The 24,970-nt window shown below is 72.3% G+C and carries 25 protein-coding genes; 10 read left to right on the top strand and 15 right to left on the bottom strand.

Annotated features, from left to right (window positions below; all coding sequences use genetic code 11):
• Positions 1-15: 15 nt before the first annotated feature.
• Complete coding sequence (locus ACTWPV_RS24765; RefSeq protein WP_347647938.1) at positions 16-1,422, bottom strand: dihydrolipoyl dehydrogenase family protein; 1,407 nt, start codon at positions 1,420-1,422, stop codon at positions 16-18.
• Positions 1,423-1,611: 189 nt separating this feature from the next.
• Here ACTWPV_RS24765 and ACTWPV_RS24760 point away from each other — a divergent pair, with 189 nt between their 5' ends.
• Positions 1,612-2,310 (top strand): class F sortase, encoded by a 699-nt coding sequence (locus ACTWPV_RS24760; protein WP_443153615.1) that lies wholly within the window; start codon positions 1,612-1,614, stop codon positions 2,308-2,310.
• Positions 2,311-2,456: 146 nt separating this feature from the next.
• On the opposite strand, the gene ACTWPV_RS24755 is transcribed toward ACTWPV_RS24760, so the two are convergent.
• Genes ACTWPV_RS24755 through ACTWPV_RS24745 form a run of 3 tightly spaced genes read right to left on the bottom strand, consistent with a single transcriptional unit; the run spans position 2,457 to position 5,419 of the window.
• Entirely contained in the window at positions 2,457-4,055 is a 1,599-nt protein-coding gene (locus ACTWPV_RS24755) for an IucA/IucC family protein (RefSeq protein ID WP_443153614.1), read from the bottom strand.
• A gap of 28 nt (positions 4,056-4,083) precedes the next feature.
• A complete protein-coding gene (locus tag ACTWPV_RS24750; protein WP_443153613.1) occupies positions 4,084-4,356 on the bottom strand; it encodes a hypothetical protein in 273 nt (90 codons plus the stop codon).
• On the bottom strand, positions 4,349-5,419 hold the full coding sequence (locus ACTWPV_RS24745; protein WP_443153612.1) for a glycosyltransferase family 9 protein: 1,071 nt from the start codon (positions 5,417-5,419) through the stop codon (positions 4,349-4,351). The genes ACTWPV_RS24750 and ACTWPV_RS24745 overlap by 8 nt, the downstream gene beginning before the upstream one ends.
• 145 nt (positions 5,420-5,564) lie before the next feature.
• On the opposite strand from ACTWPV_RS24745, the gene rfaE2 reads away from it, so the two are divergent.
• Both rfaE2 and ACTWPV_RS24735 read left to right on the top strand, forming a co-directional pair.
• Positions 5,565-6,980, top strand: coding sequence for a D-glycero-beta-D-manno-heptose 1-phosphate adenylyltransferase (gene rfaE2, locus ACTWPV_RS24740; RefSeq protein WP_443153611.1), 1,416 nt, complete (start codon positions 5,565-5,567; stop codon positions 6,978-6,980).
• A gap of 36 nt (positions 6,981-7,016) precedes the next feature.
• Complete coding sequence (locus ACTWPV_RS24735; RefSeq protein WP_443153610.1) at positions 7,017-7,532, top strand: hypothetical protein; 516 nt, start codon at positions 7,017-7,019, stop codon at positions 7,530-7,532.
• On the opposite strand, the gene ACTWPV_RS24730 is transcribed toward ACTWPV_RS24735, so the two are convergent.
• Entirely contained in the window at positions 7,523-8,377 is an 855-nt protein-coding gene (locus ACTWPV_RS24730) for an alpha/beta fold hydrolase (protein ID WP_443153609.1), read from the bottom strand. The genes ACTWPV_RS24735 and ACTWPV_RS24730 overlap by 10 nt on opposite strands.
• A 55-nt stretch (positions 8,378-8,432) precedes the next feature.
• Positions 8,433-10,094 (bottom strand): IucA/IucC family protein, encoded by a 1,662-nt coding sequence (locus ACTWPV_RS24725; protein ID WP_443153608.1) that lies wholly within the window; start codon positions 10,092-10,094, stop codon positions 8,433-8,435.
• A gap of 178 nt (positions 10,095-10,272) precedes the next feature.
• Here ACTWPV_RS24725 and ACTWPV_RS24720 point away from each other — a divergent pair, with 178 nt between their 5' ends.
• Positions 10,273-10,854 carry a TetR/AcrR family transcriptional regulator gene (locus ACTWPV_RS24720; RefSeq protein WP_443153607.1) on the top strand — a complete coding sequence of 194 codons (582 nt, stop codon included), beginning with the start codon at positions 10,273-10,275 and terminating at the stop codon, positions 10,852-10,854.
• 19 nt (positions 10,855-10,873) lie between these two features.
• The gene (locus ACTWPV_RS24715) at positions 10,874-11,635 is read left to right on the top strand and encodes an SDR family NAD(P)-dependent oxidoreductase (RefSeq protein ID WP_443153606.1); all 762 of its coding nucleotides are present in this window, start codon (positions 10,874-10,876) and stop codon (positions 11,633-11,635) included.
• Between the two features lie 5 nt (positions 11,636-11,640).
• Here the strand turns inward: ACTWPV_RS24715 and ACTWPV_RS24710 are convergent, their stop codons facing one another.
• From ACTWPV_RS24710 to ACTWPV_RS24685, 6 genes are all read right to left on the bottom strand, one after another.
• A complete protein-coding gene (locus tag ACTWPV_RS24710; RefSeq protein ID WP_443153605.1) occupies positions 11,641-12,579 on the bottom strand; it encodes a D-ribose ABC transporter substrate-binding protein in 939 nt (312 codons plus the stop codon).
• 13 nt (positions 12,580-12,592) lie between these two features.
• On the bottom strand, positions 12,593-13,555 hold the full coding sequence (locus ACTWPV_RS24705) for an ABC transporter permease (RefSeq protein ID WP_347647926.1): 963 nt from the start codon (positions 13,553-13,555) through the stop codon (positions 12,593-12,595).
• A complete protein-coding gene (locus tag ACTWPV_RS24700; RefSeq protein WP_443153604.1) occupies positions 13,545-15,053 on the bottom strand; it encodes a sugar ABC transporter ATP-binding protein in 1,509 nt (502 codons plus the stop codon). The genes ACTWPV_RS24705 and ACTWPV_RS24700 overlap by 11 nt, the downstream gene beginning before the upstream one ends.
• Positions 15,054-15,120: 67 nt before the next feature.
• Entirely contained in the window at positions 15,121-15,363 is a 243-nt protein-coding gene (locus tag ACTWPV_RS24695) for a DUF2283 domain-containing protein (protein WP_443153603.1), read from the bottom strand.
• A 5-nt stretch (positions 15,364-15,368) separates the two neighbouring features.
• Entirely contained in the window at positions 15,369-16,295 is a 927-nt protein-coding gene (locus ACTWPV_RS24690) for a DUF4258 domain-containing protein (protein WP_443153602.1), read from the bottom strand.
• Positions 16,286-16,606, bottom strand: a complete 321-nt coding sequence (locus tag ACTWPV_RS24685; protein WP_347647919.1) for a hypothetical protein — start codon at positions 16,604-16,606, stop codon at positions 16,286-16,288. The genes ACTWPV_RS24690 and ACTWPV_RS24685 overlap by 10 nt, the downstream gene beginning before the upstream one ends.
• Positions 16,607-16,735: 129 nt before the next feature.
• Here ACTWPV_RS24685 and ACTWPV_RS24680 point away from each other — a divergent pair, with 129 nt between their 5' ends.
• Both ACTWPV_RS24680 and ACTWPV_RS24675 read left to right on the top strand, forming a co-directional pair.
• Entirely contained in the window at positions 16,736-17,128 is a 393-nt protein-coding gene (locus ACTWPV_RS24680; protein WP_347647918.1) for a YbaB/EbfC family nucleoid-associated protein, read from the top strand.
• Complete coding sequence (locus ACTWPV_RS24675; RefSeq protein WP_347647917.1) at positions 17,125-17,514, top strand: YbaB/EbfC family nucleoid-associated protein; 390 nt, start codon at positions 17,125-17,127, stop codon at positions 17,512-17,514. The genes ACTWPV_RS24680 and ACTWPV_RS24675 overlap by 4 nt, the downstream gene beginning before the upstream one ends.
• Positions 17,515-17,556: 42 nt before the next feature.
• On the opposite strand, the gene ACTWPV_RS24670 is transcribed toward ACTWPV_RS24675, so the two are convergent.
• Entirely contained in the window at positions 17,557-18,681 is a 1,125-nt protein-coding gene (locus tag ACTWPV_RS24670; RefSeq protein ID WP_443153601.1) for a sensor histidine kinase, read from the bottom strand.
• Between the two features lie 54 nt (positions 18,682-18,735).
• Entirely contained in the window at positions 18,736-20,703 is a 1,968-nt protein-coding gene (locus ACTWPV_RS24665; RefSeq protein ID WP_443153600.1) for a family 10 glycosylhydrolase, read from the bottom strand.
• Positions 20,704-20,887: 184 nt separating this feature from the next.
• Here ACTWPV_RS24665 and ACTWPV_RS24660 point away from each other — a divergent pair, with 184 nt between their 5' ends.
• Complete coding sequence (locus tag ACTWPV_RS24660; RefSeq protein ID WP_443153599.1) at positions 20,888-22,399, top strand: golvesin C-terminal-like domain-containing protein; 1,512 nt, start codon at positions 20,888-20,890, stop codon at positions 22,397-22,399.
• 144 nt (positions 22,400-22,543) lie between these two features.
• Here ACTWPV_RS24660 and ACTWPV_RS24655 read toward each other — a convergent pair whose 3' ends face one another.
• Positions 22,544-23,506: an ABC transporter substrate-binding protein gene (locus ACTWPV_RS24655; RefSeq protein ID WP_443153598.1), complete on the bottom strand. Its 963-nt coding sequence runs from the start codon at positions 23,504-23,506 to the stop codon at positions 22,544-22,546.
• Positions 23,507-23,632: 126 nt separating this feature from the next.
• On the opposite strand from ACTWPV_RS24655, the gene ACTWPV_RS24650 reads away from it, so the two are divergent.
• A complete protein-coding gene (locus ACTWPV_RS24650; RefSeq protein WP_443153597.1) occupies positions 23,633-23,767 on the top strand; it encodes a hypothetical protein in 135 nt (44 codons plus the stop codon).
• A complete protein-coding gene (locus ACTWPV_RS24645; protein ID WP_443153596.1) occupies positions 23,767-24,930 on the top strand; it encodes a methyltransferase domain-containing protein in 1,164 nt (387 codons plus the stop codon). The genes ACTWPV_RS24650 and ACTWPV_RS24645 overlap by 1 nt, the downstream gene beginning before the upstream one ends.
• Positions 24,931-24,970 lie beyond the last annotated feature (40 nt).

The following is a 24,970-nucleotide window of genomic DNA, read 5'->3' as shown; positions in this document are numbered from 1 at the left end:
CCACGTGCGTCACGTTCAGAGCCCGTACGCCTCCAGGAGCCGCAGCCACACCTCGCTGACCGTCGGGAAGGACGGCACCGCGTGCCAGAGGCGGTCGAGCGGCACCTCCGCGGTGACGGCGATCGTGGCGGCATGCAGCAACTCGGCCGCCCCCGGCCCGGCGAACGTGACGCCGAGCAGCACCTTCCTGTCCTCGTCGACGACGGCCCTGGCCTGGCCGCGGTAGCCGTCGCCCAGGAGATAGGCACCGGTGACCGAGCCCATGTCGTAGTCGACGACGCGCACCCGGAAGCCGTCCGCGCGGGCCACGGCCTCGGTACGGCCGACCGCGCAGATCTGCGGATCGGTGAACACCACCTGCGGCGCGCCGTAACCGCCCGCCAGGTCGCGCATCGCGGGCAACTCCTCACCGCGGGCCCGCGCGGCGATCACGTCACCGCAGACCCTGGCCTGGTACTTGCCCATGTGCGTGAGCAGCGCGCGCCCGTTGACGTCGCCCACGGCGTACAGCCAGCCATCGGAGACCCCGGTCGCGCGCATGCTGTCGTCGACCTCGATCGGGACGTTGTCGGGCAGGCCCACCGTGCCGAGCCCCACGTCGCGGACGGCGGGCCGGCGTCCCGTGGCCACCAGCAGCTCGTCCGCCTCCAGCACGGGCCCCTCGGGCAGGTGCACCGTCACCTTCCCGCCCGGCTCCGGCCGCTCGACCCGGCTGACCTGGGTGCCGGTGCGCACGGTGATCCCCGCGTCCGCGAACGACCGGGCGAGCAGCTCACCGGCGAACGGCTCCATCCTGCCCAGCAGCCCGTCGCCGCGTACCAGCAGGGTGGTCTGCCGGGCGCCCAGGCCGTGCATCGCCTGCGCCATCTCGCAGGCCACGACCCCGCCGCCGAGCACCACGAGCCGCTCGGGGATCACGCTGGTCGCCGTCACCTCGTGGCTGGTCCACGCATTCGCCTCGGCCAGCCCGGGCACGGGAGGCACGGCGGGCGTACTGCCCGTCGCCACCACGACGGCCTGGTGGGCCGTCAGCAGCCGCTCGCCGCCGTCCGCCAGGGCGACGCGCACCCGCCTCGGACCGTCGAGCCTGCCGCGCCCGCGGACGAACTCGGCCGGCACGCCCTCGATCCACCCCACCTGGCCGGAGTCGTCGAAATGGCCGACGGTCTCGTCACGACGGGCCAGCACCGCCGCCGCGTCGATGGGCCCGAGCTCCATGCCGGGCACCCGCGCCACCTCGCCCGCCAGATCGACCGGCCGCAGCAGCGCCTTGCTCGGCACGCACGCCCAGTAGGAGCACTCCCCGCCCGCCAGCCGCTCCTCGACGATCGCGGCCGTGAGGCCGCCGCGCACGGCCCGGTCCACGACGTTCTCACCGGCGGGACCGGCGCCGATCACGACGACGTCGAACTCGTCAGCCACCTTGCCTCCCAAGCACTCGATTCGGACGTGGGGAAACTCTTTCACGTCCGTGCGCCTATTACCGGGAACCTCCCGGCCCGTCGCCGGGGTGAGAGGCCTTTCATCTCGCACTCATGGTGGTCCAACCGCCGGCCGAGAGCCTGAAGGCAGCCGCGGAGGAACCGCGGGAGCACGTCAGGAGGCTTTCTCATGGCTCAGGAGTTACGGCGGGCCCTGCTCGCGATCTCGCTCACGCTCGGGCTGGGCGCCGGCACGATCTTCGTGACCGCCCCCGCCCAGGCGGCCGTCCCCACCACCCTCACGATGTCCTCGGCCGACGACGATGACGATGACGACGGCGCACCCCGTGGGGGCGTGGACACGGGTCTTGGCGGGCTGGCCCGTGACGACGACGATGATGACGGTGCCGCTCCGCGTGGCGGGGTCGACACCGGGATGGGCGGGACCGCTGAGTCGGCCGCGCCCGTACGGTTGCGCGTCCCCGCCATCAAGCTCTCCACCAAGATGATCCCGTTGCGGCTGGACGCCGAGCGCCGCCTGGTCGCCCCCAAGGCCTTCGACAGGGTGGGCTGGAACGAGGCAGGGCCGGAGCCGGGCGAGCGGGGCGTGGCCGTCGTCGCCGGGCACGTCGACTCCACCACCGGTCCCGCCGTGTTCTACCGCCTGCGCCACCTGCGCAAGGGCGACCGGGTGCACGTGGACCGGGCAGACGGCAGCACGGTCACGTTCGTGGTCGGCCGCGTGACCCGCTATCCGAAGAGCCGGGTACCGGACAAGGAGGTCTATCACGGAGGTGCGGGCGCCGAACTGCGCCTGATCACGTGCGGCGGTACGTTCGACCGCGCCCGCCGCAGCTACCGGGACAACGTGATCGTGTTCGCCCGCTGACGGGCGTCGCCGGTGTGCCGCAGGGGAGCCGGTTTCCCGGCGGCACACAGGTTGTCCTGGCCCGCATTCGCCTTCGCGTACGTCGGAGGTCGGAGCCGCGGAGGGGCGGCGCGGCTCGGCCGGGCGACCACCTGACCTACGACGTTCTATGACGGGCCCCCTGCCAGCGGGTTGGGCAGGATGGCCCACCGGTCGCCGGGCGGCGCGTCGTCGAGCTGGGCGAGCAGGTGGGCCTTCACCGTGAGGTGCGCGCCGAAAACGGCGTCGCGGTCGGCGTGCGCGTCCGGCGTGCCGGGCAGCTCATCGAACGCCCTGCGCGCGGCCGCGGCCACGACGTCCCACAACGTCGCCTCCGTGGCGCGGTCGCGCCGTCCGAGCAGCGCGACCAGGCTGCCGAACGTGGTGCCGACGAGCGAGCCGAGCAGCTTGCCGTGCAGCACGTCCGGGTCGTCGGTGAGCAGCCTGGGGCTGACGGGCGGGGTCTCGATCCCGTTGCGGGCGAGCCGGGCGGGACTGATCCTGACGTCGGCCAGGTCCCGGTAGATCAGCCGGTACGGCAGGCCGTCACGGTCGAGCGCGACCAGCAGGTTCTGGCCGTGCGCCTCCAGCGCCACGCCCAGGGCGAGCATGCCGAGCAGGTCCTCCGACGCCAGGCGGGCGAACGTCGCCAGCCACGCGACGGGGTCGCGGACCATCTCGCGGGTGATCGCCGCCACCGGCAGCACCGTCTCCGCGCCGGCGCGCGGTGTGGACTCCCGCAGCATGGCCGACACGTCGGCGCTGTGCTCGCCGTCGACCCTCGCGGCGGCCCCCGCCAGGTAGCCGGCGACGGCGGGACGCCCGCCCCGCCGTCCCGACAGGGCGGCGAGCAGGCGCGACAGCGGGACGCAGTCCCGGACGGAACCGGGGGAGATGTCCCTGACGCTGGAGGTCATCCGGGTGCTGAACGCCGTCTTCACGTGCGGGCCGCCGTCCACGGGGGCGAGGGTGCGTACGGACGTCAGCGGCCGGGCCGGGATCGCCCCCGTGGCGTACGGGCGCAGACCCAGGCCGGGCAGGACATGGCGGGTCTGCCAGGGGTGCAGGGGGAGCAGCAGCAGGTCGCCGTCCACGAGCGCGGCCGGCCACGACCCCGTCACCAGGCACGCGGCGGCGGGCAGCGCGACCAGGTCGAGGGCGACGGTGGTGCGGTGCTCCGGCATGTACGCGAGCTGCTCGGCCACGGAGACGCCGGGGCGGTTGCGGCAACCCGGATGGTAGGGGTGCCCGTCGACCACGCTCTGCTCGTAGTCCTCCGGCGTGTTCGGGCCGTCGGGGCCGGCCCGGGCGGTGGCGGCGGCGCGGGACAGGGCCAGCGAGGCGACGCTGTTGTCCAGGTCGTGCACCAGCCGGGTGGTGCCGGGCAGGGCGAGCGCGGCCAGGAGCTCGGCGGGGTGCGTGTACGGCCGGCCGTCCAGCCAGAGGGCCGGCTCGCCTTCGAGGTCGTACGGCAGCCGCGCCCGCCCCCGCAACCGCCGCCCGTCCGCCAGCGCCACGCACACCTGCCCGCCCTGACGCCCGTCCGCGAAGCCCGCAGGCCGTGCGAGGCCGGGCAGGGGTTCGTACAGCAGGCTGCGCCACAGGCGGCCCAGCACGGCGGCTCGGGCGCCCGGCAGGGCGGCGGCGTAGCCCGCGGAGAGCTCCGGACGCACGAGAGCCAGCTCCGCCTCGAACGCGGCCTCCGCCTTCAGCGCGTTTCGCGTCATGTCCTCCTGGCTACCCCGGGGTTTCCGTTCACGTGCCAGGTTCCGCCCCGGTGGGCACGTCGAGGAGCCCGAGGCTGTCCTGCTCGCCCCTGCGCGTGATGACCTCGTTGATGGCCCGGGCGAGCCCCTGCCTGCTGTAGTCGCCCTCGGGCAGCTCGTTGAGGTGGGTGAGCAGGTCGGCGGGCAGGTTCACGTGCTCGGACACCGCCGAGTACACCTCCCGCATCGCCACCCGGTCCCGGCCGCGGAACGCCTCGTCGATGGCCTGCTGCAGTTCGTCGAGCACGGCGTGGTCAGTCATCGGTGTCATCTCCTGTAGGTCCGGCGAGCAGATCCTCCGCCTGTTCCATCACCATCTCGACCGAGACGTCGCACACCCACGACCGGTCGTGCGGGCAGCGCTCCGCGGCCGGGTCCACGCCGCTCGCGCCGCATTGCGGGCAGGCCGTGGTCCAGGAGATCAGCGGGCGGTGCCGGGTCCTGCTCAGCGGCCCGGCGTTGATGAGGTTGCCGCACCAGTAGACGCCGACGGTGGGCGTGCCGACGGCGGCGGCCAGGTGGCGCGGGCCCGTGTCGTTGGACACCAGCAGGTCGCAGCGCTCGTACAGCGCGGCCAGCCCGCCGATGCCGAGCGCGCCGACGACGGCGACGGCGGGCCGCCGGATCGCCTCGACCACGCCCAGCACCAGGTCCTCCTCCTCGCGGGTGCCCGTCACCACGACCGGCCTGCCCAGCCGGTCGGCGACCTCGGCGAACCGTTCCACAGGCCAGCGCCGCCGCGGGTCGCGCGCGCCCGGATGCACGGCCACCAGCCCGGGCGGCGGCTCGCCCAGCAGTTCCGTCGCCTCGGCGCGGTCGGCCGCGGTGAGCGCCAGCCGCGGGTCCAGCCCGTCCGCGACCCCGCCGACCAGCGCGGCGACCTGCAGGAAGCGCAGCGTCTCGTGGTGGTAGTCGGTGTACGGCACCCAGCGGTCCAGCCGCTCGGCGCCGGGGGCGCGCATCCCCGCGCTCACCCTGGCGTCCAGCCGGCGGATGAACGGGTTGGAGTAGCGGCCACCGCCGTGGATCTGCACCGCCAGGTCGAACCGGCGCCTGCGCAGCCGCTCGCACAGCTTGTCGGGCGCGGCGTGCCCGGGCTCGACCGTGGACACGCCCGAGATCGGCGGCAGCGCCACCACGTCGTCCACGGGCCCCGGCCGTCCCGCCAGGAACGCGGCGTGCCACGGCATGCCCAGCAGCGTCAGGTGCGCGCCGGGGTAGGCCCGCTTGAGCGCCTCCAGCGCCGGCACGGCCAGCAGGAAGTCGCCGAGGGCGTTGGCCCGCAGCACCGCGATCCGTTCCACCCCGCCGACCAGCGCCGTCATGGCGCCTCCCGTACGGAGGCTGCCGGGCGCGTGGTGTGAAGGGTGGTGCATAGCCGCCTGGCTACCCCGAGACGTCATGCCCGTAACACCCGCCTAAATACTCCATCGTGGGTTTGACCTGGCCTTTTGCTGGTATGCGCCTCTCATGGGCACAGAGCGGGTCATCAGCGCCGCGGTGGTCGGCGACGTCATGCTCGACTCGTGGCTGTACGGCTCGGCCAAGCGCCTGGCGCAGGAGGCGCCGGTGCCCGTGATGAGCCTGGAGACCACCGTGGTCGCGCCGGGCGGCGCCGCCAACACCGCCGCCAACCTGGTGGCGCTGGGCGCCCGCGTCCGGCTCGTCGGCGTCGTGGGCGACGACGAGTGCGGCGAGACCCTGGTGCGCTCGCTCCAGCTGCGCGGCGTCGGGACGGACCTGCAGACGGTGCCGGGGCGGCGTACCGCGCACAAGCGGCGGCTGGTCACCAGCGGCCAGCTCACCGCGCGCTACGACGAGGAGGACCTCGACGGCATCCCCGGCCATGCGGAGCGGCGGCTGCTCGGGCGGCTGGCCGGCGCCATGGCGGGGGCCGACGTGGTCGTCGCGTGCGACTACGGAGGCGGCGTGTGCACCCCGGCCGTGCGCCGGGCGCTCGCCGGGGCGCCCCTGCTGGTGGTGGACGCGCACGCGGTGGCGGCGTGGCGGGAGTGCGCGCCGGCCGCGGTGCTCCCGAACTTCGCCGAGGTCGTACGCCTGCTCGACGACGGTGTGGAGCCCGCCGACCGGCCGGCGTACCTGGCGGCCCGGTCGGAACGGCTGCTGGAGCTGACCAGGGCCGGGGTCGTGGTCACCACGCTGGACGGGGAGGGCACCCTGCTGCACAGGCGCGGCCTGCCGCCGTACCGGACCTACGCCAGGCCCGCGCCGCAGCACATGGCGACGGGCGCGGGCGACACCTACACCGCCGCGTTCGCTCTCTGGCTGGCGGGCGGGGCCTCGCCCGAGGAGGCCGCGGAGGCGGGCCAGGCGGCGGCCGGCGTCGTCGTACGGCGCCAGGGGACGGCCGTCTGCACCCGCCACGAGCTGATGCGCGCGCTGCGCCGCCACGAGGGGACGGTCCAGACGGCGGAGAGCCTCGCCCAGCTGCTGGACGAGCACCGGCGCAGGGGCGAGCGGGTGGTGTTCACCAACGGCTGCTTCGACGTGCTGCACCGGGGGCACGTGAGCTACCTGGCGGAGGCGGGGCGGCTCGGCGACGTGCTCGTGGTGGCCGTCAACAGCGACGCGGGCGTGGCCCGGCTGAAGGGCCCGGGACGCCCGGTCAACCCGTGCGAGGACCGCATGTCGGTGCTGGCGGCGCTGAACGACGTCGACTACGTGACCGAGTTCGACGAGGACACGCCGGAGCGGCTGCTCAGGATGATCCGGCCCGAGATCTACGTCAAGGGCGGCGACTACACCCCCGAGATGCTCGCGGAGGCCCCGCTGGTGCGCTCGCAGGGCGGCGAGGTGCGCGTGCTCGGTTACGTCCGCGACCGGTCGTCCACCGCCATCATCGGCCGCATGCGGGCGATGCCCTGAGGTTTGGCGGGCTCGCCGTTCGGTAGACGGCAGCTCATGACACAGACCCTTCCGGCCCGCCCTGATCTGCCTGCGGAAGCCGAGCCCCGGCGGAAGCCGGAGCCACGGCGCAGGCCGGTCAGGCGGGCCGCCGCCCGCGGCGCGATCGCGTCCATGGCGATGTCGGGCAGCAGACAGTTCACCACCGCGCTCGGGCTGGTCGAGAGGACGCCGCCGGAGTCGGTGATCGAGCGGACCGCTCCCCGGATGTTCCACAAGATCCCGGTCGGGCGCCGGCCGGCCCTGGTGGAGGCGGTGCACTGGACGTACGGGGCGGTCGGCGGGGCGGTCTTCGGGCTGTTGCCGGGCGCCGTGCGCCGCCGGAAGTGGGCGGGCCCCGTCTACGGGCTGCTGGTCTGGGCCGCGTTCGAGACGGCCATCGCGCCCGCCCTCGGCCTGCCGCGCAGGAAGGGCACCGCCGTGGAGCGGATCGCGCTGCTGGCCGACCACCTGTTGTACGGGACGGTGGTGGGCGCCTCGCCGTGGCCGTACCAGGACACGCCTCAGAGGTGAGCCGAGAGCGCCCCGGCCAGCCACGGGCGCAGGATCGGCAGCACGGTCGCCGAGTGCATGGCGGACATGTGGTCGAGCCCGTCGAGCACCTGGACGTCCCAGCCGAGAGTTTCGAGGTCGGCCCGGTGGCGGGCCAGGGTGCCGCCGATGCTGACGTGCGTGCCGCCCCACCGCTCGTCGTAGTGGATCTCGTCGGCCGATCCGGCGAAGCAGAGCCGCGGGCAGGAGAGCCGGACGGCCCGGTCGTCGAACCCCTGCAACTCCTCGTAGAGGGTGACGAACTGCCGGGTCTGCTCCTCGGTGGTGGCCACCTCGGCCGACGACCAGTCGTACGCGTCGCCCGTTTCGGTCTTGTCGGTCTTCTCAGGCTGGGGCGCCTGCCCGGTGGCCATCTCGTACGTCGCGTTCGTCACCCGCAACATCTCCGCGTACGGCGCCCCGTACGCCGGGAAGCCGCCCATGACGAGCGCCGAGAGCCGGTCGGTCCTGATCGCCAGCTGCAACCCGCTCACCGCCAGCCACGAGTAGCCGTAGTACGCGAACCGCTCGGCTCCCGCCGCGTCGGCCACGGCCACCAGGTCGGCCGCGATGGCGGCGGGCGTGAGCGTGGCGGGTTTGGGCGTGGCCATGACGTGGCCCTGGTAGTCGAAGGCGATGACCTGGAAGGCGTCGCCGAGGCCGTCGATGAGCGAGCGCCCGAGGGCCGGGTCGGCGCCCCACTTCCGCATCTCGTCGGCCTGCTCGCCCTCGACGGGGCGCGGGTCGACGGGCAGCAGCAGGGCCGGGCCCGAGCCGTGCACCTCCACGTCGATGGTGCTTCCGTCGTGCAACGTCGCCTTGGCCATGGCGGGCTCCTCGCTGATTCGATACGCCGTAAACTATTGTCCCGGCGAGAATAGCTTATGGCGTAAAGAGTCTCAACGGGTTGGGCACGGGCACGCACCGCATGTCGCCGCCGTCGGCGCCCAGCCAGCGCAGCGTGAGATTGGCCTTGGCCGGCACGTGCGAAGCCGACAGCAGGTCGCGCAGCTCCACGGGGTCGTCGTGGTCCTTGCCCGCGGCGGCGAACACGCCCCTGGCCCGCGCCCACAACTCCGCGCGCAGCCCCGGATGGCGGGCCGCGACCGAGCCGGCGATCTCTCGTAGGTGGTTGGTCACCAGGCAGTACACCAGCCGCTCCCAGGCGTAGGAACGGCTCACCAGCGGCGCGTCCCCGAGCGCGGGATGCCGGTCCGCGACCAGCTTGACGCCCTCGTGATCGCGGAAGACGGCCTGCGCGGGCATGCCCTGCCCGTCCACCGCGATCAGCACGTTCTGCAGGTGGCATTCGAGCACCACGCCGTGGCGCAGGTAGGCGTGCAGGAGCGGGGGCACCACGTGGTCGAGATAGGCGCCCCACCAGGCCAGCGCCTGCTCCTCGCCCAGCCCGTCGAGCGGGTTGCCGGCGAACCCCTCGGTGATCGCCGCCGACAGCAGCGGCGTCAGTCCGGGACGAACGTGCTCGCGCAGCCCGTCGCGGACGATCGCGGCGAGCCCCTCGCCGCCGTCCGAGCCCAGCCGGGCGCTGCGGTAGCCCCGGTCGCGCAGCACGGCCGGGCGCGGCAGGTGACAAGGCAGGTCGTCGAAGGCCAGGTCCAGCGCGTCGGCGACCACGGGCAGGCGGCGCAGATCGCGCAGCCACAGCCGGCGGACGTCGTTCGTGATCCGCACGTCCAGGCTGAACTTGCAGAACAGGTCCGCCTCCGGCAGGTACACCGTGCGGATCGACGCGGTCGGCACGGCCACGGCCGCCGTGACCCCGAGGTGGCGCAGCCGCCCGCCGCGCAGGCCGCCCAGCAACTCCACCTGCCAGGGGTGAGCGGGCAGCGCCACCAGGCCGCCGGCGTCGAACCCGCCGGGCCGGTCCCGCGCCGCCGCGAACCCTCCGTGCCCGTCGGGCCCGGCCGCGAACGCGCCGGGCAGGTCGGGTCCTGCCGCGCGTCCGAGAAGGTCGAGGCCGGTGGTGTCACCCTCCTCCACCAGGTCCTCGGCGGGGACGCCGAGCAGCGGCAGGGGAAAGCTCGCGTGCGCCTCCGGCGAGTACCGCAGCCACACCTCCGGCCCCGACCCGCCGCGCGCCTTGGGCGCGGGATGGTAGCGGTGGCCCGCCACCAGAGCCTGCTCCGAGCGCAGGTACGGGTCCGCGGGCGGCGCGGCGGTCCGCCTGGCGGCCAGCAGCGCCGCCGTGACGTCCCGGCTGTGCAGGATCTCGGCGGGCAGCGCGTCGTTGCCGACCCCCGTGCCGGCGCGCAGCTCGGCGGAGGCCAGCGTGACCAGCTCGGCCAGCGTCAGCTCGCGCCAGCCGCCGGGCGTGCGGAGGGCGGGCCTGCCGGGGTGGCGCGCGTTCCGGACCCGCAGGACGCGGCCGGTCGCGGGCAGCAGGTACGCCCCGGGTTCGGGGCCGTACGGCCCGGCCACCTCGCGTAGGAGGCAGTTGAGCAGCGCCGTCGCCGTGAGGTCGTCGGCGTCCGCCCCTGCCTCGCCGTGCCCGGCCGGCGGGAGGAGGGCGTCAGTGATTGCCATGGCGAGCTTCTCCTACCGTTCATCCAGCATCCCCCGGTGGGTCCCTGGGACCCGTGGCCCGGTCCCAGGCACCTGCCCCGGCGGCGGGGTCTCACGACCGGTTTCCCGTCCGTTCTGCGGCCGGTGGCCTCGTGCCTCTATCTGGACCGATCGTTCTTGAATGTGTTAGCTTGGCGGCATGGCGAGGAACAAGGAGTTCGACCCGGACATCGCGTTGCAGAAGGCGCTGGACCTTTTCTGGGAACGCGGCTACGAGGCGACGTCGATGGCCGACCTCGTCGGGCACCTGGGCGTCGCGCGGGCGAGCGTCTATGCCACGTTCGGCGGCAAGCGGGAGCTCTACCTGCGGGCGCTGGAGCGCTACCTGGCGCAGCGCGACGTCGTCGGGCCGCTGGCCCAGCCGGGGCCCGCGCTGCCCGCGATCCGGGCGTTCCTCGACGCCTACGTCGCCGAATGCCTGGCCGACGAGCTGCGAAGAGGCTGCATGGTGGTGAACACCGCCGTGGAGTTCGCCGCGCGCGACGCGGCCATGTCGGCGAAGGTCGTCGCGAGCTGGGCGGAGCTGGAGACCGCGATCGCCGCCGCCCTCGTCAGGGCGCGGGCCCAGGGCGAGATCCCCGCGGAGAAGGACCCGCACGCGCTGGCCAGGTTCCTGCTCGTGCTGCTGCAGGGCGTCAGGGTGCTCGGCAGGGCCGACCCCGATCCGCACCGGCGGCTGCGTGACGCGGTCGATCAGGCGATGAACGTCATCAACATTTAAGAACGATTGGTATGGAATAATGGCAGAACGTTTCGCAGGCAAGGTCGCGCTCGTCACGGGCGCCAGCGGGGTCGTCGGCCGTGCGGCCGCGCTGGCGTACGCGAGGGAGGGCGCGGCCGTGCTGCTCGCGGGCCGCGACCCCGGGCGGCTGGCCGAGGTCGTGCGGCAGATCGAGGCGGATGGGGGGCGGGCCGGGGCGTTCGCGCTCGACATCACCGGGTCCGCCGAGGTCGCCGCCATGGTGGAGGCGGCCGTCACGCGGTTCGGGCGGCTCGACGTGGCGTTCAACGCGGCCGGGATCTTCGGCACGCTGGCGCCGGTGGCCGGCTATGACGAGGACGTCTGGGACGACGTGCTGGCGGTCAATCTCAAGGGCGTGTTCCTGTCGATGAAGCACGAGATCGCTCACATGCGCGCGCACGGCGGCGGCGTCATCGTCAACGTCGCCTCCAACCTCGGCGCCCACTGGCGGCTGCCCGGGGCCGGCGCTTATGTCGCGTCGAAGGCGGCCGTGAGCCACCTGACCCGTACGGCGGCACTCGAATACATCGCGGAGGGCGTACGCATCAACGCCCTCAGCCCCGGCCCGATCGACTCGCCCATGTCCGCGCGGCCCGGCGAGACCCCCGAGGAGCGGGACATCCGCATGAAGGACGCGCTGCCGATCGGCCGGGTCGCGGCCCCCGAGGAGATCGCCGCCGCGGCGCTGTGGTTGTCGTCGCCCGAGTCGTCGTTCGTCGTGGGCCACGACCACGTGATCGACGGCGGCGCCACCGCCTGACCTGCTCAGGAGGCCTGGAAGTCCGCGACGTTCTCCTTCGTCACCACCTTCACCGGCACCGCCACCGTCTTCTGCACCGTCTCGCCCTTGGCGACCTGCACGGCGGCCTCCACCGCCTGCCGGCCGAGCAGCTTGGGCTGTTGCGCGACGGTGGCGGCCATGGTGCCGGCCTGCACGGCCTTCAGCGCGTCCGGCGTGCCGTCGAAGCCGACCACCTTGACCTGCTGCCCGGCCTTGGCCCCCAGCGCCTTGATCGCGCCCAGCGCCATCTCGTCGTTCTCCGCGAACACGCCGGTGACGCCGGGATGCGACTGGATCAGGTTGGTCATGACGTCCAGCCCTTTGGTCCTGTCGAAGTCGGCCGGCTGCTTGGCGACGACCTTGATGTTCGGGTACGCCGCGATGCCCTGCGTGAACCCCTGGCCGCGGTCGCGCGAGGCGGACGTGCCCGGCGTGCCCTGGAGCACGGCCACCTCGCCCTTCTCTCCGAGCTGCTTGGCCAGCTCCTGCGCGGCCATCTTGCCGCCCGCCACGTTGTCGGACGCCACCGTCTGCGCCACCTCGGCGCCGTTGACCCCGCGGTCGGCCGCGACGACCGGGATGTCGACCCGCTCCGCCGCCTTCACCGCCGGGGCGGCCGCGTCGGAGTCGACCGGGTTGATGATGATCGCCTTCATGTTCTGGCTGGTGAAGTTCTGGACCTGGTTCACCTGCTGCGACGCGTCGTTCTGGGCGTCGGTGACGGTGAGCGTGGCCCCGAGCCTCTTCGCCTCGGCCTGCGCGCCGTCGCGCAGCTGGACGAAGTACGGGTTGTTCAGCGTCGACACCGACATGCCGAGCTTCAGCTCGCCCTCCTGAGCGCCGCCGCCCCCGCCACCGCCGCCCGAGCCGCACGCGGCCAGCCCGAGCACGGCCGCGGCCATGATGATCGCGGGACTGCGCATGATGTATCCCCTCCTAGTTGGTTCCCCTGCGCCGCAGGGTGTCGACGAGGACCGCGAGCGCGATCACCACGCCGATCACGACCTGCTGCCAGAACGCCGAAACCGACAGCAGGTTCAGTCCGTTGCGCAACACGGCCAGGATGAGCGCCCCGACGAGCGTGCCGAGCGCCCTGCCCTTCCCGCCGGACAGGCTCGCGCCGCCGATCACCACGGCCGCGATCGCGTCGAGCTCGTAGCCCGCCGCCGCCTGCGGCTGCGCCGAGGCCAGGCGGCTGGCCAGCACGATCCCGGCCACCGCGGCGAAACCCCCGGACAGCGCGTACGTGATGAGCAGCTGCCGGCCCACCTTGATCCCCGACAGCCGCGCGGCCTCCTCGTTGCCGCCGATGGCGTACATGGCGCGGCCCGAATAGGTCCTGTTGAGGATCACCGCCGCGATCACGCCCATGACCACCATCACGATCAGGGGGATCGGCAGGTAGGTCCCGATCGTGCCGCCCAGCTCCGACACGGCGTCGGGCATCGCGATCGGGCTGCCCTCCGAGACGACCAGGGCCAGGCCGCGGGCGATGCCGAGCATGGCCAGCGTGGCGATGAACGGCGGCAGCTTGCCGTACGCGATGAGAGCCGCGCTGACCAGCCCGCACGCGACGCCGACCGCGAGCGACAGCAGAGTGGCCAGCGGCCACGGCAGCCCGGCCGACGTGGCGGTCCAGGCGAGGGAGATCGCCGACAGCGCCGCGACGGACCCGACGGACAGGTCGATGCCGCCCGTCACGATCACGAACGTCGACCCGAACGCCAGGATCGCCGTGACGGCGGCCTGGACGCCGACGTTGAGCAGGTTCGTCAGGCTCAGGAAGTCGGCCGACAGCAGCGACAGCGCCACGACCAGCACCACGAGCGCGACCACGGCACCGTTCTCGGCCAGCCACGCGGCGGCCGGCGAGCGGCGGGGGAGCACGTCAGCGGACATGGGAGGCCTCCATGGTCGCGAGCGCCATCACGTCGTCCTGCGTCGCCTCGGTGGCGCGCAGCTCGCCCACGAGCCGCCCACGCGCCATGACGAGGATCCGGTCGCTCATCCCGAGCACCTCCGGCAGGTCACTGGAGATCATGAGCACCGCGTCGCCGGCGGCGGTGAGCGCGTTGACCAGCTGGTAGATCTCGACCTTGGCCCCGACGTCGACGCCGCGCGTCGGCTCGTCGAGGATGAGCACCTTCGCGTTCGCCGCCAGCCACTTGCCGATGACCACCTTCTGCTGGTTGCCGCCGGAGAGCGTGCGCACCTCCTGGCTCAGCCCGGTCATCCGGATGCCGAGCTGCTCGGCCACCCTGGCGGCGGTCCTGCGCAGGCCCGGCCGGTCCACGAACCCGGCCCGCGTGGCGTCGCGCATGGTGACCAGGCCCAGGTTCTCGGCGACGTCCGCGCCAAGCACCAGGCCCTGGGCCTTGCGGTCCTCGGGGACCAGGCCGAGCCCGGCCTCCATGGCGGCGTGCACGTCGCCGGGCGGCAGCCGCCGGCCGCGTACGGACACCTGGCCCGCGTCGTAACGGTCGGCGCCGAACACCGCCCGCGCCACCTCCGTGCGGCCCGCTCCCACGAGCCCTGCCATGCCGACCACCTCGCCGGCCCGCACCTCGAACGACACGTCGTCGAACACGCCCCGCCGGGTCAGCCCGCGCACCTCCAGCAGCGGCTCCCCCCGCTCGGCCGGCCGATCCGGAGCAGCGCGCGGGTACTGCTGGTCGATGGGCCGCCCGACCATCAGGCCGACCAGCTCGTCCCGCCGGGTGTTCGCCGGCACCTCGGCCACGGACCTGCCGTCACGCAGCACGGTCACCCGGTCGCCGATGTCGGCGATCTCCTCCAGGTGGTGGGTGATGAACACGACGGCCACGCCCTCGTCGCGCAGCTGCCTGACGATCGCGAACAGCCTGGCCACCTCGCTCGTGGTGAGCACCGCGGTCGGCTCGTCCATGATCAGGACGCGCGCGTCCAGCGCCAGCGCCTTGGCGATCTCCACCATCTGCATGCGCGCGATGCCGAGCCTGGCGGTCGGCGTGCGCGGGTCCACGTCCACGCCGACCCGTTCGAGCAGCTTGCGGGCCTGCTGCTCCATACGCTTGATGTCGACGAACCCGAACCTGCGGGGCGGGCGGCCGAGCGCCAGGTTCTCCGCCACCGTGAGCTGTGGGACGAGGTTGAACTCCTGGTAGATGGTCGCGATGCCGAGCCGCTGCGCGTCGCCCGCCGAGCGGATGTGCACCTGCCTGCCGTCCATGAGCACCCGGCCGCCGTCCGGATGGTACGCCCCGGACAGGATCTTGATCAGCGTGCTCTTGCCCGCGCCGTTCTCGCCCAGCAGGACGTGCACCTCACCGGTGCGCAGGCTCAGGTCGACGCCGTCGAGCGCGACCACGCCGGGGAACGTCTTCCGCAGCCCTTCGGCCCTGAGAATCTCGTGGCTCACACAGGAGCCCTTTCCGCTCAGGAGAGCGACGAACCCAGGAAGGCGGGGCGGGCCTCGGCCCGCGACCTCAGATCAGGTCCTGGCCCGTCCCGTCGTTCTGCGCCGCCGAGAGGGTCGCGGGGCGCAGGATGCGGGAGGCGCCGACGATCTCGATCCCCAGCAGAGCGCCCTCCTTGTCCAGGTCGAGGATGACGTATCCCGGTATCTCGTCGGCCTCCACCGGGATCTGGGTCGCCGACTCGCCGGCGTTGATGGTGTCAACGAGGTAGACGTAGGCGACGTCGTTCTCGTCGTTGTATTCGATCCGCAAGCCTGCTACCCCCTTCTTCTCCAGAAGGTCGTGATGACCTTGAAGTTGCTGTCGTTCCGGATCACCACCAGGCCGTCGTCCCCCTCGTACTCGGACGTGCCGGGGTTCTTGCCGGGCTTCTTGGTTCCCTGCGACAGGGTCTCATTGATCTGCTGCTCGGAGACGTCGCGCTCTTCCTGGCGCTGCCTCGCGTGGCGGGAGAAGAAACCTCCGTTGTTGTCGCCACCCGAGTTGCCCCTGCCCCTGCCGCTCCTGCGGCCCATCTGGGCCATGCCGTCCTGGACGGAGCGAGGGCCGGACTGCGAGCGCAGTCCTGCCGGGCGCATCGGGAGGCTGCGGCCGCCCGTGCCCGCCAGCGCGGGCGTTCCGCGGGGGCCGTTGAGGCGGTTGAGATCGTCGAGGATGCGGCGTCCCGGCTCGGTGACCCGGCGGCGCAGCAGCTGGCCGAGCACGTCGCCGGTGCCCTGCACGCCCTGTTTCCTGATCACCCGGTTGCGGGCCCTGGCCAGGAGGATGCGCCTGACGGCGAACGCCGTGCCGCCGGCCACGGCGCCCAGAGCCAGCAGCCGCGCGACGTCGACCGAGGCGTGCGCCGCCTGCATGATGGTCGCGACCTTCACCCCGGACACCACGTTGGCCGCGCCTTCGAGACCCACGGGCGCCAGCCTCGCCGCGTTGGCGGCCTGGTCGAGGTGGCCGCCGCTGAGCCCCGTCTTGTCCCAGTGAGCTTGCAAGGCGGTGCCGGACTCGCCGCCGTAGTGCTGCCCGGCGCCGCGTACCGCGCTCTCCCCCTGCGCGGCGGCGGAGACCCCCTGTGTGGACGTGGCGCGGGCGGCGGCGCTCTCCGTCCGCATGTCGTCCTCGTCGATGGTGTACCAGTTGCTGACCATCGGCATGATGCCGCTGACCTCTGGAGGCACGGTTATGCCCATGCGGCACCGGCGTCTCTCAACGCCTCGGCGTTCGCGGCCTCGGTGTCCGCGGCGTTCCTGACCGCAAGGTGCATGCCGTCGCCAGTGTCCTGCATCACCGTGGAAAGCCCCTGGTGCACGGCCATCGACACCTGCCGGCTCTCGGCGTACGCGCCGATGAACATGCCGAACGTGCCATCATCCCCGAAGGAGGAGACGCCGTCCCCGCGGTGAGCGAGGGGGTTGAGAGCGGCGTGGTGTTCCTCCGCGTGGGTCCTGACCAGGGAGGCATCTTGCCCCGTTCCTCCCAGGTCCATCTCCATTCCCGTCATATCAGTAATTGTACTGTGACTCATTAGCGATATTGCGTGACTTGTCATGACATTTGGCACATTGGTAAGGATCGAACCATCTGTCGCTAGACTGGGCCGCTGGTTCGCTCATGACCATCGGAGTGAGACATGCGCCCACCAGCACCGGAGGACGACGCGGAGTTCGTGGCCCGGTACGTCGAGAAGAGCCGGGAGGTCATCCGCGGCATCAAAGCCGCTCAGGCCGCGATCGGTCAGGTACAGGGCCGGGCGGAGAGCAGGGACGGGCTGATCGATGCGGCCGCCGACGGGCACGGAAGGGTGACGCGCCTGCGCATCGACCCGCGGGCGCTGCGGCAGGGCGAGCGGGCGCTCGGCGGCCAGGTGACGGCGGTGCTGCGCGCCGCGCAGGAGGAGGCCGCGCGCCAGGCGCGGGAGATAGCGGACGAGGCATCGGAACGCGCCGACGCGCTGCCCAAGCCGCTCGACGAGACGTTCGTCCGCGACCGGGTCGAGCAGGCGGCCCGCGACCTTCTTTCGTGAACGGGAGGCGGAACGTGTACGGCTTCGACCAGCCCTTCGGCGACGAGGAGGACGTCGACGCGCCCGTGCGGCAGGGCGACCAGCTCATGGCCAGGATGGAGGCCGCGCAGAACGACCTCGACAAGATCGTCGGCACCGGAAAGGGGCCGTCGCGACACGTGACGGCGTCGGTCGACCAGGAGGGCCGCGTCCTCGACGTCACGTTCGACCCCCGCGCCATGCGGCTGGGCAGCAGAGACCTGGCCGACGAGGTGCTCGCGGCGATCGGTGCGGCGTGCGCCGACGCCGAGCGGCAGACCGACGAGGTGCTGCGCGAGGCCATCCCCGGCTACGACCCCGTGGCCGTCCGGGCCGAGCTCGAACAGGCCCTGGCCGGCTGGGACTGACGGGTCACGGCCGGTGGCGCACGGGACGACCGGGCCTGACGGTCACGGTCGTGACGTGGGGAAGGACGCGTCGACGCGGAAGCCGCCGTCGGCGTCCTGGCCGATCTCCATGGTGCCGCCGGCCAGCTCCACGTGCCGGCACAGGTCGAGCAGGCCCATGCCGGGGTCGCTGACGGCGACCCAGGCGTCCGGCCTGCCGGGAGTGTTGCGCACGCTCAGCCGTACGGCTCCCGGCCGGTAGCTCACCTGCACCCGCGCGTCCGCGCCGGGCGCGTGCTTGCGCACGTTCGTCAGGGCCTCCCGCACCAGCAGGTACGCCGCCCGCCCCACCACGCCCGGCACCGGCGCGGGCGTGCCGGTCACCGCCAGCTCGACGGGCACCCCCGCGCAGGCCGATTCGGTGATCAGCGGTCGCAGGTCGGGCAGCGGCAACCCCAGGTCGAAGCCCTCTCCCGACGTGCGCCGCAGCAGCGCCACCATGTGGCGCAGCTCGTCCAGCGCCTCGCAGCCCGTCGCCCGCAGCTCCTCGGCCGCCGTCCGCACCCGCTCGTCGGGCGCGCTCATGGCCAGCATCCCGGCCTGCAACACCATCCGGCTCACGCGATAGGTGACCACGTCGTGCATCTCGCCCGCCAGCCGTTCGCGCTCGATCCGCTCGGCCCGTTCGGCCTGCCCGCGCCGGATCCGGGCCCGGGCGGCGGTGTACATCCCGTACATGACCGCGAGTGCGATCACCGTCTCGGTACGCAGGACGAGGGGCATCTGGTGGGGCAGCGCCAGCACGGCGAGGGCCAGGACGATCACCGGCAACCACTGCGCGGCCCCGGGGTGCCGATCAGTAAGCCGGTCGCCGGGCCGATCACTGGGCCGGTTTCCGGCGAACGCCATCGCGCCGTACGCGGCGAACGCGGCCGTGGGCGGCCAGAACGGCGCGCCCACGGGCGGGACCGCGGCGGGCGCCGCGAACACGAGGAGCACCGGCAGGGCGAGCGCCGTGCCCGCGCTGATCCACGCGACCGTGAGCGGGACCCTGCGCATCCAGAGCAGCGACAGCGCCGGCGCCATCAGAAGCGCCAGCACCAGACCCTGGTAGCCGGTCGCCGCGGTCAGGCCTGCTGCGACGATGACCGCGATCGCGTCGATCGGCCGCGGGCGGGCTCCGTCCACCGGCTCATCGTACGTTCGCGGGACTGGCGTGCCCACCCCTCAGCGCACGACCGGTCACGCCCTGGTGATGCGGACCGCGTCGGCGATCACGTATCCCGTGGCGGGTGTCCAGCGGCTCACGCCGACCACGTCGTAGGTGCCGGCCGCCAGCGTGTACGTCCCGAGCACCCGCCATTGCCCGCCCCCCGAGCGCTGGTCGACGGAGACCGTTCGGTTGCCGCCTGAGGCCGCCACGATGTACGGGGTCGCGCTGTTGTAGCCGGGATCGGACGGATACCACACCTCGACCCGGTAGGTTCCCGCGCTGGGGATGGCCGCACGGAACCAGGCGGGGTCGCTGGCCGACACCGGCTGGGCGAAGCGGTAGTCGGTGCCGTGCAGCTGCCCGGAGAAGGAGGAGGTGCCCCAGTTCGTGCTGGCGGTGAAGCCGGTGCCGGCGTTGTCGACGACGACGCTGAACGTGCCGCCGCCCGCCTCCACGACCCGGCCCGCGCTCGGCGTGCTTTCCTGGTGGGTGCGGTTGAGCGCGCTCACGTAGTAGGTGTAGGCCGAGCCGTCGGCGGTCGTGTCCGTGAACGTGGTCTGCCGGGTCGTCGTGACGAGGTTGCGGGCGTCGGCGAAGAAGCACGGGTCGGCCGCGGACCGCGCCCCGTCCACCCGGTACACCGCGTACGCGGTGCCCGAGCCCGTCCAGGCCAGCCGGACGCCGTCCGAGGCGCGCGCGGCCGAGGTGATCGACGGCGCGCCCGGCGCGCTGCCCGAGCCGCGCGCGGGCAGGAGCGCGGGCCTGGTGTAGTGGGCGTCGACGACCCGGGTGAACGCGCCGATCCTGTCGGCTCTGACGTCCTTGGCGCTGAAGAACACGTCGCCGACCACTTCGGGGTGTTTCCTGTTGTCGTGCAGGTGGTCGCTCAGCTCGGCCGGGTCCTGCCAGGCGGCGGCCTCCCCGGACGCGCCCGCCCGGTAGGCGGCCTGGCCGACGACGAGCTGCACGCCGGTGCCGCGTACGACGTCCGACCACCAGGCGGTGAGCACCTCGTACGCGGCGGTGGAGAACCCGATGTGCCAGTAGATCTGCGGCGAGATGTAGTCGACCCAGCCCTGCTTGACCCATTCGCGGCTGTCGGCGTAGATCGCGTCGTAGGACTGCAGGCCCGAGGTGCGCGAGCCGAGCGGGTCGGTGCCGGCGTTGCGCCAGATGCCGAACGGGCTGATGCCGAACGAGACGTGCGGCTTGGCGGCGTGGATTCGCTGGTCGAGCTCGCGTACGAGGAGGTTGACGTTGTTGCGCCGCCAGTCGCCGATGGTGGCGAACCCGGCGCCGTACCTGTCGTACGTGGCGGCGTCGGGGATGGTCTGGCCGCTCACCGGATAGGGGTAGAAGTAGTCGTCGAGGTGCACGCCGTCCACGTCGTAGCGGGAGACGGCGTCCATGATCGCGTTCTCGATGAAGGCGCGGACCTCCGGGATGCCCGGGTTGTAGTAGAGCTTGCCGCCGTAGGCGAAGCGCCAGCCGGGGTTCGTGCGCGCGGGGTGCGTGGAGACCAGCCTGTTCGGGTCGTCGTGGTTGGCGATCCGGTACGGGTTGAACCAGGCGTGGAACTCCAGGTTGCGGGCGTGTGCCTCGTTCACCATGAACGCCAGCGGGTCGTAGCCGGGGTCGCGGCCCTGGGTGCCGGTCAGCCACTGCGACCACGGCTCGTGGGGCGACGGCCAGAAGGCGTCGGCCGTCGGCCTGATCTGCACGATCACGGCGTTCATGCGCTTGCGTACGGCCAGGTCGAGCCAGGCCCGGAACTCCGCCTGCTGCGCCGACACGCTCAGCCCGGTGCGGCTCGGCCAGTCGATGTTCGCGACCGAGGAGATCCACATGGCCCTGAGCTGGCGCTTCGGGGTCGCGGGGTCGGTCGCGCAGTCGGCTGACGCGGTGGCTGCCCTGGCTTCAGGCGCTGGGACGGGGGCCACGATGCTGACAAGTGCGGCGGTGAGCGCCGCCAGGACGGTACGCAGGAGCGCGGTCACGAAAGGAAGTTTCAGCGCCACTTGTTGAAAGCGCAATAGTTTTCAGGGGCCCAATCTCACGAGCCTCTCGCCTCCCGGAAAGGTGGGGCGAAAAGTTTCACTTAACCGGGAAGTAATGTCAATTATCGACATTAGTCAGGAAGGTGTCGTACCGTGCCCCCGTTACCCTCAACGAGGAGCACCCATGACTCTCGCCCGCACGCGATTAGCCGCCCTCGCCACCTCCCTCCTCGCCGTCCTGCTCATCGTCGCAGGTCAGCCCGCCGTCGCCACGGCCGAGGAGAACCCGCTCGCCGCCGCGTTCGACCGCGCCGCCGCCGAACACGACGTGCCCCGCGACCTCCTCGTCGCCCTCGCCTACGCCGAGACCCACCTCGACGGGCACGGCGGCGAGCCCAGCGCCAGCAATGGCTACGGCGTGATGCACCTGGTCAGCAACCCCACCAACCACTCGCTCGAACAGGCCGCAGAGCTCACCAAGCTCCCGGTCGACAAGCTGCGCGCCGACGACGAGGCCAACATCCTCGGCGGCGCCGCCGTCCTGCGAGCCCACGCCGACAAGCTCGGCCTCGACGAGACGGCCAGGAAGGACATCGGCCGCTGGTACCAGGCCGTGGCCAAGTACGGCAACGCAACCTCACCCGAGCTCGCCCGCCTGTACGCCGACGCCGTCTACGAAGGGCTGGGCCTCGGCATCGACATCCGTGGCGTGCAGGTCAAGCCGCAGGAGGTCACCGCCGACCGCGGCGACCTCGCCAACGCCCGCGACCTCAACGCGCGCGCCGTGGCCAGCACCGACTACCCGCCGGCCGCCTGGGTCGCGGCCAACTCCGGCAACTACACCGCCTCCAGCCGGGAATCGAGCTACAACATCGACCGGGTGGTCATCCACGTCACCCAGGGCTCGTACGCCGGCACCATCTCCTGGTTCCAGAACCCCAGTGCCAACGTCTCCGCCCACTACGTGGTCAAGTCGTCCAACGGCGCCATCACCCAGATGGTGCGCGACAAGGACGTCGCCTGGCACGCGGGCAACTGGTCCTACAACACCCGCTCGATCGGCATCGAGCACGAAGGCTGGGTCGACGACGCCTCCTGGTTCACCGACGCCATGTACCGGGCCTCCGCCGCCTTGACGCGCCACCTCTGCGACAAGTACGGCATCCCCAAGACCCGGACCGGCATCATCGGGCACAACGAGGTGCCCGGCGCCACCCACACCGACCCGGGCAGGCACTGGAACTGGACCACGTACATGAACTACGTGACCGGTGGTGACGACCCGCCGTCGTGGACGACGACCGTCGACAACGCCACCTCCGGCCAGTTCTCCGCCAGCGCCAACTGGGGCACCTCCACCTACTCCAGCCAGCGCCACGGCGCCGACTACCGCTTCGCCGACCCGGTCTCCTCCAGCGACCCGGCCTGGTACTCGGCCACCATCCCCAGCGCGGGCACGTACCACGTGGAGGTCTGGTATCCGTCCGACGCCGGATACAACAGCTCGGCGCCGTACATCGTGGCGACATCGAGCGGCAACCGGACCGTCTACGTCGACCAGAGATCCGGCGGCGGATCCTGGCGCAGCATCGGATCCTTCTCGCTCAACGCCGGCACCTACAACGTCGTGGGCGTGAGCCGGTGGACCTCGGGCACCGGCTACGTCATCGCCGACGCGGTACGGATCAGCCGCTGAGAGCCGTGCGGTTCGTGCCCACTCTGGCGGGGGCGCGAGCCGTACGGGGGCCGGCCCGCCGTAACGACGGCGGGCCGGCCCTCACGACCCCCTTCACCCGCCAGGACCGGTCACCCGCCACGGCCGGGGCATTCGTTCGGCCCGCTACGACCAGCGGGTGAGTGCCGCCCGATGCCCGATCTGGGCCCCGCTGCCCGGATCGACGCGAAAGTCCCCCAACAGCGTCGTCGTCTCCAGAGCGGTGGCAACGCCCCACAGAGCCGCACGCCCGGCGCTCCCGGCCAGAGCGGCACAGTGGGTCGCGACCACGGCGGCGGCCACCGCCTGCACGGCCGGATAGTCGGGCACCACCCCGGTCCGCTCCCGGTAGGCGGTCACGAACTCCCGCTCCGACACCCCGACGGCCGCCTCGCCCGCGCCGCCGGGAAACCACTGCCCGACCCCGTAGATCCCGTACGGATCGCCGACCACCTCCCCGAACGCCCGCACCCCGGCCGCCACGGCGCAGACCTTCCGCGGACCGACGGCTCTCCCGATCACCGCGACATCCTCCTCGAAGGACCCGCAGCACAGCAGGTTCCACGATCCGCCGACGGGCAGTGCGTCCCCAGGCCCGGCCACGGTCACCGGAATGCCCCATTCGTTCGCCGTCCGCCCGGCGCCCGCCGCCACCTGCCGCCCGAAACTCCCCTTGCCCGGCACGACCCACAACCGGTCGCGCTCGCCCTCCTCGGCCAGCCGCTGCACGAACGGTTCCGCGTACGCACCGGCCGGCGCCAGGACCGACACGACATGACCGGGATGCGCGCCCTGCACGTCATCACCCGCCCCGCCGTGATTCCACACCAGCCGGTCCAGCTCCGCCGCGACCCGCCCCGCCCTGCGCATGAGAAGCGTGGAGTAAGGCCCCAGCAGCAGATCACACCGGCCCGCCAGCCCTCGAAGCACCCGCTCCAGCACGTCGGGATCGCTCCGATCGTCCTCGACGACCAGCTCCACACCGCCTGAGGCCGCCCGCCACACCTCCAGGCCCAGCCCGGCCTGCTCCCCGAACCGGGCGAACCTCCCGGTCAGCGAGAGCGGAACCCCTACGACCTGCGACGTCATCTCCCCATCATGTAACCCGAGGGTCCCCGTGAAGTGACAGGTAGCCAGCGGAAATGCCTCTCCCTCCATTCATTACGTGACCATACGATGACAGGGAGCAGTTGGTGCGAGTGAAGGGAAACATCCGTGGGCCGACACGAAGACCCTGACAGCCCCAAGGACACGCCGCTCAACCCCAAGCAGGGAGGTCAGGGCAGCAACGACGACGAGAACCGGACGGGTTCCGGCCAGCACGGTGAGGGTGAAGGCGGCAAGAAGTAGTGGACCTGACCGTGCGGATGGAGGCGTTGATCGCCGACCTCGACCCCCTCGGGGACATCAGGGACGTCGTCAAACAAGCGGTCCGCGCGGTGCCCCGTCACCTGTTCATCCCCGACGTCGGTCTGATTTCACCCCGCAAAACCGGCACCGCGGTCCTGATCGACCGCGACGCCGATCCCAGAACCTGGTGGGACATCGTCTACTCCGACACCAGCATCGTCACCCAGCTCGACGACGGACGCACAGACCTGCGTGAGATGGAAGGTGACTACACGTCCTCGGCGTCCGCTCCGAGCACGGTCGCCGACCTGCTGAACCTGCTGGACCCCCGCCCCGGTCACCGGGTGCTCGAGATCGGCACCGGCACCGGCTGGACCGCTGCCCTGCTGTCCCATCTGGTCGGTGCCCACGGGGAGGTGAGCACGGTCGAGGTGGACTCAGCCGTCGCCGGACAGGCGGCCAAGAACCTCGCCGCCGCCGGCGCCCAGCCGCACCTGGTCGTCGGTGATGGCGCTGCCGGGTGCCCGCAGCGGGCGCCGTTCGACCGGATCCACGTCACGTGCGGGGTCCGGACCGTTCCGTACGCCTGGGTCGAGCAGTCGCGGCCGGGCGCGGTGATCGTGCTGCCGTACTGCCCGGGGTTCGGCACCAACCACGCATTGCGACTGGTGACCATGCCCGATGGTATGGCGATCGGCCGCTTCCCCGGCTTCGCCTCGTACATGCTGATGCGCTCGCAACGCGGCATCCATGACCGTCCGCCGCGCGGCCCTGAGGACAAACACCATCTGACCACTCGCATCGACCCGCGCACGATCGCCCACGCCCCAGCTGGTGCCGATCTGGCCATCGCGGCACTGACCGGCCTGACCTCCAACGGCAGCGGCGAACCGGACGAGGACGGCGACCTGTACCGGCTGTGGGTGTCCGACCCCGCCGAGCCGTACTCGTGGGCGGCGGTGGACTGGCGTCCGGACACCGTGCGGTACAAGGTGTTCCAGGTGGGTGAGCGGGCTCTGTGGGACGAGGTCGTGGACGCCTATTTCCGATGGGTGAGCTGGGGGGAACCGGGGCGCGACCGGTTCGGCATGACGGTCACACCGGAGGAACACCACCTCTGGCTCGACTCCCCGGACCACGTGGTCGCACAGCGTCCTGGCTAGCGCACGCTACCGTCAATCAGAAACATCTCGACGTGGCCGC

Origin of the sequence: Nonomuraea sp. KM88 (genome assembly GCF_052245635.1) — a bacterium.
In the GTDB taxonomy this organism is placed as follows: Bacteria; Actinomycetota; Actinomycetes; order Streptosporangiales; family Streptosporangiaceae; genus Nonomuraea.
This window is presented reverse-complemented; position numbering and strand designations above follow the sequence as displayed.

Excerpts from the sequence above, each read along its gene's own strand:
- ACTWPV_RS24760 (WP_443153615.1), top strand. The coding sequence starts at position 1,612 with ATGGCTCAGGAGTTACGGCGGGCCCTGCTCGCGATCTCGCTCACGCTC.
- ACTWPV_RS24755 (WP_443153614.1), bottom strand. The coding sequence starts at position 4,055 with ATGACGCGAAACGCGCTGAAGGCGGAGGCCGCGTTCGAGGCGGAGCTG.
- ACTWPV_RS24750 (WP_443153613.1), bottom strand. The coding sequence starts at position 4,356 with ATGACTGACCACGCCGTGCTCGACGAACTGCAGCAGGCCATCGACGAG.
- ACTWPV_RS24745 (WP_443153612.1), bottom strand. The coding sequence starts at position 5,419 with ATGACGGCGCTGGTCGGCGGGGTGGAACGGATCGCGGTGCTGCGGGCC.
- rfaE2 (WP_443153611.1), top strand. The coding sequence starts at position 5,565 with ATGGGCACAGAGCGGGTCATCAGCGCCGCGGTGGTCGGCGACGTCATG.
- ACTWPV_RS24735 (WP_443153610.1), top strand. The coding sequence starts at position 7,017 with ATGACACAGACCCTTCCGGCCCGCCCTGATCTGCCTGCGGAAGCCGAG.
- ACTWPV_RS24730 (WP_443153609.1), bottom strand. The coding sequence starts at position 8,377 with ATGGCCAAGGCGACGTTGCACGACGGAAGCACCATCGACGTGGAGGTG.
- ACTWPV_RS24725 (WP_443153608.1), bottom strand. The coding sequence starts at position 10,094 with ATGGCAATCACTGACGCCCTCCTCCCGCCGGCCGGGCACGGCGAGGCA.
- ACTWPV_RS24720 (WP_443153607.1), top strand. The coding sequence starts at position 10,273 with ATGGCGAGGAACAAGGAGTTCGACCCGGACATCGCGTTGCAGAAGGCG.
- ACTWPV_RS24715 (WP_443153606.1), top strand. The coding sequence starts at position 10,874 with ATGGCAGAACGTTTCGCAGGCAAGGTCGCGCTCGTCACGGGCGCCAGC.
- ACTWPV_RS24710 (WP_443153605.1), bottom strand. The coding sequence starts at position 12,579 with ATGCGCAGTCCCGCGATCATCATGGCCGCGGCCGTGCTCGGGCTGGCC.
- ACTWPV_RS24705 (WP_347647926.1), bottom strand. The coding sequence starts at position 13,555 with ATGTCCGCTGACGTGCTCCCCCGCCGCTCGCCGGCCGCCGCGTGGCTG.
- ACTWPV_RS24690 (WP_443153602.1), bottom strand. The coding sequence starts at position 16,295 with ATGGGCATAACCGTGCCTCCAGAGGTCAGCGGCATCATGCCGATGGTC.
- ACTWPV_RS24685 (WP_347647919.1), bottom strand. The coding sequence starts at position 16,606 with ATGACGGGAATGGAGATGGACCTGGGAGGAACGGGGCAAGATGCCTCC.
- ACTWPV_RS24680 (WP_347647918.1), top strand. The coding sequence starts at position 16,736 with ATGCGCCCACCAGCACCGGAGGACGACGCGGAGTTCGTGGCCCGGTAC.
- ACTWPV_RS24660 (WP_443153599.1), top strand. The coding sequence starts at position 20,888 with ATGACTCTCGCCCGCACGCGATTAGCCGCCCTCGCCACCTCCCTCCTC.
- ACTWPV_RS24655 (WP_443153598.1), bottom strand. The coding sequence starts at position 23,506 with ATGACGTCGCAGGTCGTAGGGGTTCCGCTCTCGCTGACCGGGAGGTTC.